The organism is Pseudomonas sp. 5Vm1k, assembly GCF_056161485.1.
Genome location: NZ_JBSPCZ010000010.1, coordinates 112,064 through 126,498 on the forward strand (window position 1 = coordinate 112,064; position 14,435 = coordinate 126,498).

A 14,435-nucleotide genomic window follows, 5' to 3' on the forward strand; every position below is an offset into this window, starting at 1 on the left:
GGTCCCCAGAACAAGGCCCTTGAATGGATCATTACGCCCCGCGCAACTGGCAGCCCCACGAGCGGCCCAGTTTGCCCGGCTCGCCCTCGACGCCCGAGCACTCCAATCCCAAACGCCTGGCGTATGCGCTGGTGGGTTTGCTGGTGGCATTGACCGGTGGCCTCGGCAATTCGTTGGTGATCGCCAACCTGCCTTACCTGCAAGGTGCTCTGGGCGCGACCACCGCTGAAATGGCCTGGCTGCCCGCGGCTTATGTGATGACCAACGTCTCGATGAACCTGCTGCTGGTGAAGTTTCGCCAGCAGTTCGGCTTGCGCGCGTTCACCGAAGTGTTCCTGGTGCTCTACGCGCTGGTGACCTTCGGCCACTTGTTCGTCAACGACCTGAGTTCGGCCATCGCCGTGCGCGCGGCCCACGGCATGGTCGGTGCGGCGCTGAGTTCGCTGGGTCTGTATTACATGATTCAGGCGTTCCCGGCGAAATGGCGGATGAAGGCGTTGGTGCTGGGTTTGGGCACTTCACAACTGGCATTGCCGCTGGCTCGATTATTCTCCGAAGACCTGATGCAGATCGCCGAATGGCGCGGCTTGTATCTGTTTGAACTGGGCATGGCGCTGCTGACGCTGGGCTGCGTGTTCCTGCTCAAACTGCCACCGGGTGATCGCTTCAAAACCTTTGAAAAACTCGACTTCCTGACTTTCGCTATCCTTGCCAGCGGCGTGGCTCTGCTGTGCGCCGTGCTGTCCCTGGGACGCATCGACTGGTGGCTGGAAGCGCCGTGGATCGGCGTTGCGTCGGCGGCGTCCATCGTGCTGATCCTTGCCGGTTTGGCCATCGAACATAACCGCAGCAACCCGATGCTGATGACCCGCTGGCTCGGCAGCGGCGTAATGATTCGCTTGGCCTTGGCGGTGATTCTGATTCGTATGGTGTTGTCCGAGCAGTCCACGGGTGCGGTCGGCTTCATGCAGGCGCTGAACATGAGCAGTCAGCAGTTGCACAGCCTCTATGTGGTGATGTTGCTCGGCAGTATCGCCGGCCTGGCTACCAGTGCACTGACCATCGACCCCAAGCATCTGTTCATGCCGCTGATTGTGTCCCTGGCGCTAATGGCGGTCGGCTCGGTGATCGACAGCTATTCGAACAACCTGACCCGTCCGGAAAACATGTACTTCAGCCAGTTTTTGCTGGCCTTCGGCGGGACGTTTTTCCTCGGGCCGACCATGGTCCTTGGCACTCGCAACGTGCTGACCAACCCGCGCAACCTGGTGAGTTTTTCCGTGCTGTTCGGTATCTGCCAGAACCTCGGCGGCTTGATCGGCGCGGCGTTGCTGGGGACGTTCCAGATCGTTCGCGAGAAATTCCATTCCAGCAACATCGTCGAGCACCTGACGATGCTCGATCCGCGCGTGGCGGCCCGGGTGCAGAGTGGCGGCAACGCGGTGGGCTCGATGATCGCCGACCCGAGCCTGCGCAACCTGCAAGGCATTCGGAGTCTGGCCACCGCTGCCACTCGTGAGGCCAACGTGCTGGCCTATAACGATGTTTTCATGCTGATCGCCGTGATCGCGGTGCTGACCATGATCTGGATTTCCATTCGTGCGCTGTGGCTGATGAGCACCACCCAAGCCGTCGCCCCAGCGCCTGCCACTCCATCCGTTCAACCCAGCGGTGCCACTTCTTCATGACCGAACCGACCACCACAACCACCAACGCCATTGCCGCCACCCCTGAAGGCGTGGCGCCGCCGTCCACGCCGGCCACCGAACCGCGCTCGCTGCGGGTGCGGATCATCTCGTCCATGGGCTTTGCGGCGATTGCCATCGTCGGTGTGCTGATCGTGTTGTACGCCTGGCAACTGCCGCCGTTCAGCAGCGCAGTGGAAACCACGGAAAACGCCCTGGTGCGCGGCCAGGTGACGATCATCGGCCCGCAACTCAGCGGCTACGTGTACGAAGTGCCGGTGACGGATTTCCAGTTTGTGAAGGCCGGCGATTTGCTGGTGCGCCTCGATGACCGCATCTACAAGCAACACCTCGATCAATCCCTGGCGCAACTGGCGGTGCAGAAAGCCGCGTTGGCCAACGTGGTGCAACAACGCAACAGCGCCGAAGCGACGATCAAGTTGCGTCAGGCCGCCGTCGCCGATGCCCAGGCTCAGTCGCGCAAAAGCGAGGCCGATCTGCGGCGCAACAAAGAACTGATCAACGACGGCTCGGTATCCAAGCGCGAGCTGGACGTGACCCTGGCCGCCAACGCCCAGACCATCGCCGCCGTGGCCCAGGCCCAGGCCAATCTGGAAATTGCCCGGCAAGACCTGCAAACGGTGATCGTCAATCGCGGCTCGCTGGAAGCGGCGGTGGCCAGCGCGGAAGCGGCGGTGCAACTGGCGCGCATCGACTTGTCCAACACCCGTGTGCTGGCCCCGCGTGACGGCCAGCTCGGGCAGATTGGCGTGCGCCTCGGTGCCTACGTCAACTCCGGCGCGCAGTTGATGGCGCTGGTGCCGAACCAGTTGTGGGTAATCGCCAACATGAAAGAAACCCAGATGGACGACGTGCGGGTCGGCCAACCGGTGAGCTTCACCGTCGATGCGCTCGACCATCGCAAATTCAAGGGGCGGGTGCAGCGGATTTCACCGGCTACCGGTTCCGAGTTCAGCTTGTTGCAGGCTGACAACGCCACCGGCAACTTCGTCAAAATCGCCCAACGGGTGCCGGTGCGGATTACCGTGGATGAGGGGCAGGAGCAGAGTGAGCGGCTAAGGCCGGGGATGTCGGTGGTGGTGAGTATTGATACGGCTGGGGAAGGGCACAGCGATACCCCTGACACCACACAAAATTAAAATGTGGGAGCGGGCTTGCTCGCGAAGGCGGTGTGTCAGACGACATTGATGTTGAATGTGCCGCCGCCTTCGCGAGCAAGCCCGCTCCCACATGGGATCTGTGTTTCAGCTGGCGATCATTGGCGGCATGGTGCCGAGCAGCGAAACCGCCGCCACTGCGCCCATCCCCAGCAGCCATTCGAGGATCACGCTGGTCTTGAGCATGCCAACCCGCTGTTCACAGTCTTTGATCCGCAACCGATTGAACAACGCCAGCCCCAGCATCACCGCCACCAGCAGCACCTTGATCAACAGAATCAAGGCAAAACCGGACAGCAACGGCGTCGGCCAGAGTGCGCCGGTGAGCACGCGCACGTTGATCAACCCGGTGATTACCAACCCCGCGACCAAGCCATAACCCACGCCGCTGAAGCGCCGCAGGATCGTGCTCAACGAATGGCCGGCAGGTTGGCGCAGGATCATCACCAACAGCATCAACCCGCCGAGCCAGGCACCGACGCAGGTCAGGTGGATGATCTGATTGAGGATCAGCAACTGGCCGCTGAGCCCATCGAGCATGGCGCCATGACCGACTGGCGCCAGGGTCGCGAGCAGCAGGCCACTCACGACCAGTCTCAGCGGCACGTTCGCCCGCAGTGGCGTCAGCAGCAACCCCATCAGCACCGCATTGAGCAGTAGGTGCCAAGTCCAGACCTGACCGAAAAAGGTATTGCGCAGCACCAGGCCCAAAGTCGACGGATCGAAAGCCGCGTCCCAGGCGCCAGCCATGCTGGCAGTGATCAGCAGCATCCAGGTCACGCCGCTGACCAGCGCCACAGCGGTCAGGCCAAGACTCACACGCGCCAGACGCCGATCCAAAGGCTCGGCGTCAGTCTTCAGCAGCAGGGGCCTGAACACCCACGCCCCAAACAGCATCAACACCACCACAAAATGCAGGAAGCGGCACAGCACCAGCGCGTCGGTCATGAATTACTGGCCAACCTTGAAGCTGTAGGCGCCTTCGCTTTTATGGGTATCGACCGACACGGCGTGCCATTCGACTTTATAGGCACCGGCGGTCAACGGCGCGGCCGGGGTGACGATCAGGGTTTTCTTGTCAGCGCCTTCGGTGGCCAGGCTTTTTACCGGTACGGCGGCGCCGTCCTTGCTGATAGTGACTTTGGTGAAGGTCGCTTCAACACCTTCGGAAAACACCAGGCGCAGCTCCGCCGGCGCGCTCACGGTGCTGTCGGCGGCCGGGGTCTGGCTTTTCAGATGAGCATGGGCAAACACCGACGAAGCGGCGAGCAGCGAGCCGAGCAGGGCGGCGGTGGTCAGGGCTTTTTTCAGCAGCATGGTCAGTTACCTTCTGGGCAGTTTAATGGGCGTCACTTAAGCATGAACGGTACACGCGGGGGAATGTTTACACCGTGCGCAATGTCAGGTGAATGATAGGAAACGGCCGGCCTTCGCCATCGGTTTCCGAACGGCCGGTCTGTTCAAAACCATAGTGCAGATAGAAGCCGTGGGCCTGGGGATTCTGTTCGTTGACGTCGACGCTCAGGGTGTCGTGCAGGGTTTTGACGTGGTCGAGCAGTCGGCGGCCGATGCCCTGGCCCCGATGGGCCGGTTCGATAAACAGCATCTCCACGTTGCTGTTGCCGGTGGCGATGAAGCCGGCGGGCGTGCCGTCCGGGTTGTCGCCGACCCACACCGTCAATGCCGGCAGGTAGGCGTCGCGCACCAGCGGGAGGAAGAACTGGATATCGTCTTCGCCAAGGAAATCATGGGTGGCGCGCACCGAGCGTTCCCACAGGGCGGCGAGGGCGGCATCGTCGGCAACGACGCGGGGTCGAATGTTCACGGGTGATCCGTTGCGGCGTAAAAGTGCGGCGGATGCTACCCAATCGGTTTTCCCCGGGGAAGTGAAAAAGGCCTGTCGCCGCGACCCAGAGCGGATGCTAGTCTTGGGCAACGCTGTTGTCAGGGAGCCCTCATGGGCAATCACAAGATCGAGATTCGTCGCAGTAACGTCGAAAAAATCCTGCTGGGGGCCGAGAAGGTCTTCGCCGAAAAAGGCTTCGGCAGCACCGCCATGGCGGACATCGCCGCCGAAGTGCAACTGCCGCGCTCCAATCTGCATTACTACTTCAGCACCAAGGGCGAGTTGTACAGCGCGGTGCTGTTCGACCTGCTGGAAGTCTGGAAGCAGGATGCCTTGTGCTTCGAGATGTTCGACGACCCACGGGTGGTGCTCAGCAGCTACATCCGCGCCAAGATGAACCATTCCCGCAGCCGGCCTTATGGGTCGAAAGTCTGGGCCAACGAAATCATCCACGGCGCGCCGACTCTGGGTGAGAAACTGGACGTGAGCCTGTACGACTGGGCCAAGATGAAAGAAGCGAAAATTCGCCAGTGGGTGGAGGACAAACGCATCCTCCCGGTGGAGCCTTCGGCGCTGCTGTACATGATCTGGGCCTCGACCCAGCATTACGCGGACTTTGATCACCAGGTGAATATTCTGAATGACCACCAGCCATTGTCGGACATGCAGTTCGAGCGAGCGGTGCAGACGGTGACGAGTGTGATATTGCGCGGGATTGGGTTGGAGCCATAAATCAAAAGATCGCAGCCTCGTTTCACTCGACAGCTCCTACAGAGAAAGGCGTTGCCCTGTAGGAGCTGTCGAGTGAAACGAGGCTGCGATCTCTTGATCTTCAACGATCAGAGGGCGACGTGGTAGGGATTGCGCGGATCATGATTCCAATCCAGAAACGGCTTGCCCGTATCCATCGGCACCATCTCGATGCAATCCGCCACCGGACAGGTGATCTGGCACAGGTTGCACCCCACGCACTCATCATCAATCACTTCATATTTATGCGTGCCATCCGCCTGCCTCAGGCTGGCAATCGCCTGGTGCGACGTGTCCTCGCAAGCAATATGGCAACGGCCACAGCCAATACACGCCTCCTGATCAATCTTCGCGATCACCTGATAGTTGATATCCAGGTACTTCCAATCTGTCGTATTACCCACCGCCCGCCCGGAAAACTCAGACACGCTGGCGTAACCCTGACTGTCCATCCAGCGCGATAAGCCGTCCTTCATCTCATCGACAATCCGGAACCCATGCAACATCGCCGCCGTGCACACCTGCACCGCGCCGCTGCCCAGCGCGATAAATTCCGCCGCGTCGCGCCAACTGCCGATGCCGCCAATGCCGCAGATCGGCAGGCCTTGGGTCTGCGGGTCGCGGGCGATTTCGGCGACCATGTTCAGCGCAATCGGCTTCACCGCCGAACCGCAATAACCGCCGTGGGTGCTTTGGTGGCCGACGGTGGGGATGGCGACCATTTGCTCCAGGTTGACGCTGGTGATCGAGTTGATCGTGTTGATCAGCGACACCGCATCCGCCCCGCCACGGTGGGCCGCACGGGCGGCGACGCGGATGTCGGTGATGTTCGGCGTGAGCTTGACGATTACCGGCAGCGAGCAATAGGTCTTGCACCAACGGGTGACCTGTTCGACGTACTCCGGCACCTGACCGACCGCCGCGCCCATGCCCCGTTCCGGCATGCCGTGGGGGCAGCCGAAGTTCAGCTCGATGCCATCGGCGCCGGTGGCTTCCACCAGCGGCAGGATGAATTTCCACGACTCTTCGACACACGGCACCATCAGCGACACGATCAGCGCACGGTCTGGCCAGTCCTTTTTCACCTGGGTGATTTCCCGCAGGTTGATCTCCAGCGAACGGTCGGTGATCAGCTCGATGTTGTTGATGCCCATCACTTCGCGGTTGGCGCCAAAATGCGCCGAGTACCGCGATGACACGTTGACCGCCGCCGGGTCTTCACCCAGGGTTTTCCAGACCACGCCGCCCCAGCCAGCCTCGAAGGCGCGGACCACGTTGTAGGCTTTGTCGGTGGGCGGCGCGGAGGCCAGCCAGAACGGATTGGGGGCTTTGATGCCGGCGAAGACAATCGAGAGATCGGCCATTTACGCAGCCTCCACGTTGAGCATGAGTTGGGCGTTGATCGCTTCTGCGGCGAGTTTGCCGTGTTGCACCGCTTGCACGGTCAGGTCCTGATCGAGGCTGGTGCAGTCGCCGCCGGCATACACGCCGGGGATGCTGGTGCGCAGGTTGTCGTCCACCTGAATTCGATCACCCTGACGCTTGAGTTCCCGGGCCAGCGGATCGGCGAGGGCGCTGCCGTCGAAGGCCTGGCCGATAGCTTTGAAGATCGCATCGGCAGCCAATTCGAAGGTTTGCCCGGTGGTTTGCAGACGACCTTCAACCATGTGGGTCCGGGCGAAACGCATGCCGCGCACGTTGCCTTGATCGTCCAGCAGCACTTGCTCCGGTTGTGCCCAGGTCAGCAGGCGTACCTGATTGGCCTTGGCGATGTCTTGTTCGTGACCGGTGGCGCCCATGTCCTCGACGCCACGGCGATAGACCAGGTTCACATCGCGGGCACCGAGCCGCGCCATTTGCACCGCCATGTCGATCGCGGTGTTGCCGGCGCCAAGGACGATGCAACGGTCGGCCAGCGGCAATTGAGTCAGGTCATCGGCCTGGCGCAGTTCGCGGATGTAGTCGGTGGCGGCGACCAGACCCGGTGCATCTTCATGGTCCAGACCCAGTTGCTTGCTGGCGGCCAGGCCAAGGCCGAGGAACACCGCGTCGAATTGCTGGTGCAGTTCGCTCAGGGTCAGGTTCTCGCCGAGTTTTTGCCCATGACGGATTTCGATGCCGCCGATTTGCAGGAGGAAATCCAGTTCCTTTTGCGCGTAATCGTCCACCAGTTTGTACTTGGCGATCCCGTATTCATTGAGGCCGCCAGCCTTTTCCTTCGCCTCGAAAATCACCACGTCATGCCCATGCATCGCACTGCGATGGGCGCAGGACAAACCGGCCGGACCGGCACCGACCACCGCGATGCGCTTGCCGGTGGCAGCGGCGCGCTGGAACGGGTGCTCGCTGAAGTGCGCGTTGTCCACGGCGTAGCGTTGCAACAGGCCGATCAATACCGGCGCGCATTCGTGATCGTTGTTACGCACACAAGCCTGCTGACACAGGATTTCCGTCGGGCAAACCCGCGCGCAACTGCCGCCGAGGATGTTCGCCGAGAGGATTTTCTGCGCGGCGCCCTGGACGTTTTCCTGATGGATATTGCGGATGAACGACGGAATATCGATCTCGCTTGGACAGGCGTTCACGCACGGCGCGTCGTAGCAATACAGACAACGCGAGGCTTCCAGATGGGCTTGACGGTCATTGAGCGGCGGCGCCAGGTCGGTGAAATGGCCGGCGAGGGCGGCCGCATTCTCGTAGGGATGCGGGAGGTGGTTCAGGGTCTTGATCACGGTTTAAGGCCTCATGTTTTTTTGAGGTGCTGCCTCTGGTGGGCAGTGGTTTTTTGTGTCGCCTGGGCCGGCCTCTTCGCGAGCAAGCCCGCTCCCACATTTGGAATGCATTCACCCTGTGGGAGCGGGCTTGCTCGCGAAGGCCGAAGGCCTCGATCTCAGCGTTTCACGGCAACCGGCTTATTCAACTCCGCCCGCTTGCTCAGCAAATCAAACACCGCCGGATACGCCGGCCGTTCGATATACCGCCCGGCCCCGCGCTCGGCGCGCAAGTCGCCATCGGCCCAGACCACGCGGCCCTGGCTGACGGTGTGGCTGGGCACACCGCTAACGGTCTTGCCTTCGAAGATGTTGAAATCCACCTGCTGATGGTGGGTTTTGGCGGAGATGGTGCGCGTCCCTTGCGGGTCCCACAGCACCAGGTCGGCATCGGAGCCGACGCGGATCGCGCCTTTGCGTGGGTAGAGGTTGAAAATCTTCGCGGTGTTGGTGGAGGTCAGCGCAACAAAGTGCTGCATCGACAAACGACCGCTGTTCACCCCTTCATCCCAAAGCACGGCCATGCGGTCTTCGATACCGGCGGTGCCATTCGGGATCTTGCTGAAATCGTCCTTGCCGGCCGCTTTTTGCTCGGCGCAAAAGCAGCAATGGTCGGTGGCGGTGGTGTGCAGGTTGCCCGATTGCAGACCATGCCAAAGCGCCTCTTGATGGCCGCGCGGGCGGAAGGGCGGGCTCATCACGTAACCGGCGGCGGTCTGCCAGTCCGGGTGTTGGTACACGCTGTCGTCCAGCAGCAGATGCCCGGCGAGGACTTCGCCGTACACCGGTTGGCCCTTGCTGCGGGCGTAGGTGATTTCGTCGAGGGCTTCCTTGGTCGAGACGTGCACCAGGTACAGCGGCGTGCCAATGGTTTCAGCAATGCGGATCGCCCGGCTCGCGGCTTCACCTTCCACTTGCGAAGGCCGCGACAGTGGATGCGCTTCCGGGCCGGTAATGCCCTGGGCCATCAACTTGCGTTGCAGGTGATAAACCAACTCACCGTTTTCCGCATGCACGGTCGGCACCGCGCCGAGTTCCAGGCAGCGCTCGAAACTCGCCACCAGGGTGTCATCGGCAGCCATGATCGCGTTCTTGTAGGCCATGAAATGCTTGAAGCTGTTGATGCCGTGATGACTGACCAGCTCGGCCATTTCCTCGCGCACCTGCTCGCTCCACCAGGTGATCGCGACGTGGAAACCGTAGTCCGACGCTGACTTCTCGGCCCAGCCGCGCCACTGATGAAACGCCTCCATCAAGGATTGCTGCGGATTGGGAATCACAAAGTCGATGATCGACGTGGTGCCACCGGCCAGACCTGCCGCGGTGCCACTGAAAAAGTCTTCACTGGCCACCGTGCCCATGAAGGGCAGTTGCATGTGGGTGTGGGGGTCGATGCCGCCTGGCATCAGGTATTGGCCGCTGCCGTCGAGCACTTCGGCACCGGCGGGAACATCAAGGTTTTCACCAATGGCTTTGATCACGCCGTCGGCGCAATACACATCGGCGCGGTAACTTTCATCATGGGTAATAACGGTGGCGCCACGGATCAACAGAGACATTCCGAGTTCCTCGCAGGCATGACCGACTTATGCCGGTTCTAAATGTTTTATATGAAGCCGACGCAAACAGGTGTATTCCTGTCAGCGCTGTCAGGAATAGACGCTAGCTGGAGTTTGAGGAATGAGCAAGATTATTTTTTATAAGCTTATATCGATAATAAGTATTTGATAAATAACGATTAAAAATACAAATCACCAAAATGGTGAGGCCTCTCACCATTTTGACGCACTTGACAGGATCGAAAAAAAGACCAGATTTCCTATGTGAAATCAGCTGCTTGAGGATGGTCTATGGTTGATGCGCAACGTTGAAAAAAAGATCAACGCACCAGATTGAGTCCTGACTGTTCCGACAACTTGCTGCCCATTCGGCCTGAGTGAGGTTGCAAGTAACCGGGGACTCAATAGTTGAATTAATAAAACTGATAAACATCAGTTGGTTATAAAGTTTTTATGGCGCGGTGCGAGATGCAAGCGGGGACCCCGGCACGTTTATTGATGCCGCCGCTGACACCTTGGCCGGTCCGTAAAAGTTGTCAGTTCCTCCGGCCATCGTCGGCTCGCGCCCCCCAGGCGCCAGCCCCTGATGAGCAAAAATAATTCAAAGAACAGTGGAGTGGCCATGCAACAGATCAGATCGCAAGTGACCGAGCGCGACGGCTTGTTTGAGCTCGAAGCCGGCACCGACGTCCTCGACAGTCCCCGTTACAACCACGACATGGCACCGACCAAGGTGCACGAACGAACCTGGAACAAATGGCACATCACCGCGTTGTGGATCGGCATGTCGATCTGCGTGCCGACTTACACCCTCGGCGGGGTGCTCACCGCGTATTTCGGCCTGAGCGTCGGCGAAGCGCTGCTGGCAATTCTGTTTGCCAACCTCATCGTGCTGATTCCGCTGACCCTGAATGCCTTCGCCGGCACCAAGTACGGCATTCCGTTCCCGGTGTTGCTGCGTTCGTCCTTCGGCATCCTCGGTTCCAACGTGCCGTGTCTGATTCGCGCGCTGGTGGCGTGCGGTTGGTTCGGCATTCAGACGATGTTCGGCGGCTTGGCCATTCACCTGTTTTTGGGATCGATTTTCGAAGGCTGGAAATCCCTCGGCGGCACCGGTGAAGTGATCGGTTTCATGATCTTCTGGGCGCTGAACCTGTGGGTTGTGCTGCGCGGGGCCGAATCGATCAAATGGCTGGAAACCTTGTCCGCGCCGCTGTTGGTGGCGGTCGGTATAGGCCTGCTGGTGTGGGCGATGCCCAATGTCTCTATGACTGAACTGCTGGCGATTCCACCGAAACGTCCTGAGGGCGCAAGCGTGGTCAGTTATTTCGCCGCCGGGCTGACGGCGATGGTCGGCTTCTGGGCCACGCTGTCCTTGAACATTCCGGACTTCAGCCGCTATGCCAAAAGCCAGAAGGACCAGATCCTCGGGCAGATTTTCGGCCTGCCACTGACCATGTTCCTGTTCGCCTCCCTTGGCGTAATCATGACGGCTGCTTCAGTGAAACTGGTGGGCGTTACTGTCTCCGATCCGGTCAGCCTGATCGGGCATATCCAGAGCCCGGTCTGGGTGGCGGTGGCCATGGCGTTGATCATCATTGCCACGCTGTCGACCAACACGGCGGCCAACATCGTGTCCCCGACCAACGACTTCCAGAACATCGCCCCCAAGGTAATCAACCGCACTAAAGCCGTGCTGCTCACCGGTCTGGTCGGGTTGCTGCTGATGGGCCATGAACTGCTGAAAAAGCTCGGCTGGATCGTTTCTGACGTAAGCCTGGAAACCGTCTATTCCAACTGGTTGCTCGGTTATTCCAGCCTGCTCGGGCCGATCGCCGGGATCATGGTGGTGGACTATTTCCTGATCAAGAAACAGCAACTCGACCTGGCTGGCCTGTACCGCGATGACGTGTACCCGGCGTGGAACTGGTTTGGCTTTATCGCATTTGGCGTGCCGGTGGTGTTGACCTTGCTGTCGTTGGGCAGCAGCGCATTTAGCTGGTTTTACAGCTATGGCTGGTTTACCGGGTCGGCGCTGGGTGGGTTGATTTATTACGGGTTGTGTTCGATGCGGACCAGTCCGTCTGTTGTGAAGTCTTCGGTGTAGCGGATGGCCCCATCGCGGGCAAGCCTCGCTCCTACAGAGGCTCGGCACAAACCTGTAGGAGCGAGGCTTGCCCGCGAAGACGGCCTCACAAGCACCAAAGAAATACCTGAACGAACTCATAAGAACAGCCTGAGGAGATCCCCATGAACGCTGCCGTAGACGTTCTGCAATCCACCCATCAGCACATCAACCGCGATCGCTTGTGGCAGTCGCTCATGGAACTGGCCAAGCTCGGTGCCACGGTCAAGGGCGGCGTCTGTCGCCTGGCCCTGACCGACCTCGATCGCCAGGCCCGGGACATTTTCGTCAACTGGTGCGAGGAGGCGGGCTGCACCGTCAGCGTTGATGCCGTGGGCAACATCTTCGCCCGTCGCCCCGGCCGCAACCCGAACCTGCCACCGGTGATGACCGGCAGCCACATCGACACTCAACCTACCGGCGGCAAGTTCGACGGCTGCTTCGGCGTGCTCGCTGGCGTCGAAGTGCTGCGCACCCTCAATGACCTTGGCGTAGAAACCGAAGCGCCGCTGGAAGTGGTGGTCTGGACCAACGAAGAAGGCTCGCGCTTCGCCCCGTGCATGATGGGTTCGGGCGTGTTCGCGGAGAAATTCACCCTCGAAGAAACCCTCGCTAAAGTCGATGCCGACGGCGTCACCGTTGGTGAAGCGTTGAACGCCATCGGCTATGCCGGGCCGCGCAAGGTCAGCGGCCATGCAGTCGGTGCCTATTTCGAGGCGCACATTGAGCAAGGCCCGATCCTCGAAGACGAACACAAAACCATCGGCATCGTCATGGGCGCCCTCGGCCAGAAATGGTTCGACCTGAAGCTGCGTGGCGTTGAAGCCCACGCCGGTCCAACCCCGATGCACCTGCGCAAGGACGCCCTGGTCGGCGCGGCGGTGATCGTCGGCGCCGTCAATCGCGCCGCCCTCGGCCATCAACCGCACGCCTGCGGCACCGTCGGTTGCCTGCAAGCTTACCCCGGCTCGCGCAACGTCATCCCCGGCGAAGTGCGCATGACCCTCGACTTCCGGCACCTGGAACCGGCGCGTCTGGACTCGATGATCGCCGAAGTGCGCGAAGTCATCGAAACCACCTGCGAGGAACACGGCCTGACCTATGAACTGACCCCTACGGCCGACTTCCCGCCGCTGTACTTCGACAAGGGTTGCGTCGAAGCCGTACGCGGCGCCGCCCAAGGTTTGGGCTTGTCGCATATGGAGATCGTCAGCGGGGCAGGGCACGACGCAATCTTCCTCGCCGAACTCGGCCCGGCCGGGATGATATTCGTGCCCTGCGAAGGCGGCATCAGCCACAACGAAATCGAAAACGCCGCGCCGCAGGATCTGGCGGACGGGTGTGCGGTGTTGTTGCGGGCGATGCTGGCGGCGTCGGCGGCAATTGCCAGTGGTGAGTTAGCGGCTTAAACATCAACAGGTCGCAGCCTGCGGCAGTTGTCTACGCAATCAATGCGGGAGCTGCCGCAGGCTGCGATCTTTTGATCTTGCTCTGTCACCTTCACGTCATAAATCTGTGAGAGTTTGCCGCCCCTGAACCGAACGCCAGGGACGCGTAAATCACTCATGAAAGTCATCACCTCAGGTTCGGCCTACCTGGATATCGACGCCTACGCCTGCTGCATCGCCTATGCTGAATTGCTGAACCGGCAAGGTATCAACGCCCGCGCCGTCAGCAGCGCGGCGCCCAATGCCAGCGTTCCGAAAACCGTACTTGGCTGGCCCGTGTCCCTCGACGATTACCGCCCCAAGGCGGGGGATGAGTTCGTGCTGGTGGACGTCTCGGATTACGCCCATTTCGACCCGCTGGTGGTGCTCGATCGGGTTGTGGAAGTCATTGATCATCATCCAGGCTTCGAAGATTACTGGGCACAGAAGCTCGGCCCCGCAGCAGATATTCGCCGTATCGGAGCCGCCGCAACTCAAGTTTTTGAACGCTGGGAGGCCTCAGGGTTGTTGCCGCACATCAGCGAGCAAAGTGCAGCCCTGCTGGCGACTGCGATCCTCGATAACACGATGAACTTTACCGGGCGTCTGGTTACCGCAGCGGATGTTCATGCCTTCGAAACGCTCATGCCGCTGGCCAGACTGACGTCAGACTGGCCAGCACGATACTTCCTTGAATGCCAAGCCATGATCGAAGCCGATCTGCCTGGTGCATTGGCGGCGGACGTCAAAAGGTTGAGTCCACAAACCGGGCTACCACAGGTTTTCGCACAGATGACGCTTTGGAACGCCCAGGCGCTTTTCCAGCGGCATCGCTCGACGCTCAGTCGGTGGCTGGCAACCCAGGGCGACGATTGGATGCTGAACGTCATCAGTATCAGCGAGCAGAAAAGCTACCTGCTGAGCGACCCGGTGATCAGTCAACACAAGCTCACGCAGATGCTGCAAGTCGAAGGGCAGGACGGGGTGGTCGTGCTTGAGCGGCCGATCCTGCGTAAAGAGTTGATCGCGATGGGCTTGGCGCTTTCGCGCAATGCGAAATAGATGCGCTTAACAAAAAAATGAAGTCTTCAGGG

The 14,435-nt window shown here is 60.4% G+C and carries 12 protein-coding genes; 6 read left to right on the forward strand and 6 right to left on the reverse strand.

Annotation, left to right across the window (positions count from 1 at the left end; all coding sequences use genetic code 11):
* Window positions 1-23: 23 nt before the first annotated feature.
* Both ACWIKB_RS20285 and ACWIKB_RS20290 read left to right on the forward strand, forming a co-directional pair.
* A complete protein-coding gene (locus ACWIKB_RS20285) occupies window positions 24-1,688 on the forward strand; it encodes an MFS transporter (protein WP_475269036.1) in 1,665 nt (554 codons plus the stop codon).
* Complete coding sequence (locus tag ACWIKB_RS20290) at window positions 1,685-2,845, forward strand: HlyD family secretion protein (RefSeq protein WP_475269037.1); 1,161 nt, start codon at window positions 1,685-1,687, stop codon at window positions 2,843-2,845. The genes ACWIKB_RS20285 and ACWIKB_RS20290 overlap by 4 nt, the downstream gene beginning before the upstream one ends.
* 105 nt (window positions 2,846-2,950) lie before the next feature.
* Here the strand turns inward: ACWIKB_RS20290 and copD are convergent, their stop codons facing one another.
* The 3 genes from copD to ACWIKB_RS20305 form a co-directional block, all read right to left on the reverse strand.
* On the reverse strand, window positions 2,951-3,811 hold the full coding sequence (copD, locus tag ACWIKB_RS20295; protein ID WP_475269038.1) for a copper homeostasis membrane protein CopD: 861 nt from the start codon (window positions 3,809-3,811) through the stop codon (window positions 2,951-2,953).
* A gap of 3 nt (window positions 3,812-3,814) precedes the next feature.
* Window positions 3,815-4,180, reverse strand: coding sequence for a copper homeostasis periplasmic binding protein CopC (copC, locus tag ACWIKB_RS20300; protein ID WP_475269039.1), 366 nt, complete (start codon window positions 4,178-4,180; stop codon window positions 3,815-3,817).
* A 67-nt stretch (window positions 4,181-4,247) separates the two neighbouring features.
* Window positions 4,248-4,688 (reverse strand): acetyltransferase, encoded by a 441-nt coding sequence (locus ACWIKB_RS20305; protein ID WP_475269040.1) that lies wholly within the window; start codon window positions 4,686-4,688, stop codon window positions 4,248-4,250.
* A gap of 132 nt (window positions 4,689-4,820) precedes the next feature.
* On the opposite strand from ACWIKB_RS20305, the gene ACWIKB_RS20310 reads away from it, so the two are divergent.
* On the forward strand, window positions 4,821-5,441 hold the full coding sequence (locus ACWIKB_RS20310) for a TetR/AcrR family transcriptional regulator (RefSeq protein ID WP_213939150.1): 621 nt from the start codon (window positions 4,821-4,823) through the stop codon (window positions 5,439-5,441).
* A 107-nt stretch (window positions 5,442-5,548) separates the two neighbouring features.
* Here ACWIKB_RS20310 and preA read toward each other — a convergent pair whose 3' ends face one another.
* The 3 genes from preA to hydA all read right to left on the reverse strand — a co-directional run bounded on the left by preA (window position 5,549) and on the right by hydA (window position 9,789).
* A complete protein-coding gene (gene preA / locus ACWIKB_RS20315; protein WP_475269041.1) occupies window positions 5,549-6,823 on the reverse strand; it encodes an NAD-dependent dihydropyrimidine dehydrogenase subunit PreA in 1,275 nt (424 codons plus the stop codon).
* On the reverse strand, window positions 6,824-8,191 hold the full coding sequence (locus tag ACWIKB_RS20320; RefSeq protein ID WP_475269042.1) for an NAD(P)-dependent oxidoreductase: 1,368 nt from the start codon (window positions 8,189-8,191) through the stop codon (window positions 6,824-6,826). It lies immediately after the preceding gene.
* A gap of 158 nt (window positions 8,192-8,349) precedes the next feature.
* A complete protein-coding gene (hydA, locus tag ACWIKB_RS20325) occupies window positions 8,350-9,789 on the reverse strand; it encodes a dihydropyrimidinase (protein ID WP_475269043.1) in 1,440 nt (479 codons plus the stop codon).
* A 622-nt stretch (window positions 9,790-10,411) separates the two neighbouring features.
* On the opposite strand from hydA, the gene ACWIKB_RS20330 reads away from it, so the two are divergent.
* The 3 genes from ACWIKB_RS20330 to ACWIKB_RS20340 all read left to right on the forward strand — a co-directional run bounded on the left by ACWIKB_RS20330 (window position 10,412) and on the right by ACWIKB_RS20340 (window position 14,403).
* Entirely contained in the window at window positions 10,412-11,896 is a 1,485-nt protein-coding gene (locus ACWIKB_RS20330; protein ID WP_475269044.1) for an NCS1 family nucleobase:cation symporter-1, read from the forward strand.
* A 143-nt stretch (window positions 11,897-12,039) separates the two neighbouring features.
* On the forward strand, window positions 12,040-13,323 hold the full coding sequence (locus ACWIKB_RS20335; RefSeq protein ID WP_475269045.1) for a Zn-dependent hydrolase: 1,284 nt from the start codon (window positions 12,040-12,042) through the stop codon (window positions 13,321-13,323).
* A 156-nt stretch (window positions 13,324-13,479) separates the two neighbouring features.
* Window positions 13,480-14,403 (forward strand): DHH family phosphoesterase, encoded by a 924-nt coding sequence (locus tag ACWIKB_RS20340; protein ID WP_475269046.1) that lies wholly within the window; start codon window positions 13,480-13,482, stop codon window positions 14,401-14,403.
* Window positions 14,404-14,435 lie beyond the last annotated feature (32 nt).

Coding starts and splice junctions, on each gene's coding strand:
- preA (WP_475269041.1), bottom strand. CDS start 6,823: ATGGCCGATCTCTCGATTGTCTTCGCCGGCATCAAAGCCCCCAATCCG.
- ACWIKB_RS20340 (WP_475269046.1), top strand. CDS start 13,480: ATGAAAGTCATCACCTCAGGTTCGGCCTACCTGGATATCGACGCCTAC.
- copD (WP_475269038.1), bottom strand. CDS start 3,811: ATGACCGACGCGCTGGTGCTGTGCCGCTTCCTGCATTTTGTGGTGGTG.
- ACWIKB_RS20290 (WP_475269037.1), top strand. CDS start 1,685: ATGACCGAACCGACCACCACAACCACCAACGCCATTGCCGCCACCCCT.
- ACWIKB_RS20310 (WP_213939150.1), top strand. CDS start 4,821: ATGGGCAATCACAAGATCGAGATTCGTCGCAGTAACGTCGAAAAAATC.
- copC (WP_475269039.1), bottom strand. CDS start 4,180: ATGCTGCTGAAAAAAGCCCTGACCACCGCCGCCCTGCTCGGCTCGCTG.
- ACWIKB_RS20285 (WP_475269036.1), top strand. CDS start 24: ATGGATCATTACGCCCCGCGCAACTGGCAGCCCCACGAGCGGCCCAGT.
- hydA (WP_475269043.1), bottom strand. CDS start 9,789: ATGTCTCTGTTGATCCGTGGCGCCACCGTTATTACCCATGATGAAAGT.
- ACWIKB_RS20330 (WP_475269044.1), top strand. CDS start 10,412: ATGCAACAGATCAGATCGCAAGTGACCGAGCGCGACGGCTTGTTTGAG.
- ACWIKB_RS20335 (WP_475269045.1), top strand. CDS start 12,040: ATGAACGCTGCCGTAGACGTTCTGCAATCCACCCATCAGCACATCAAC.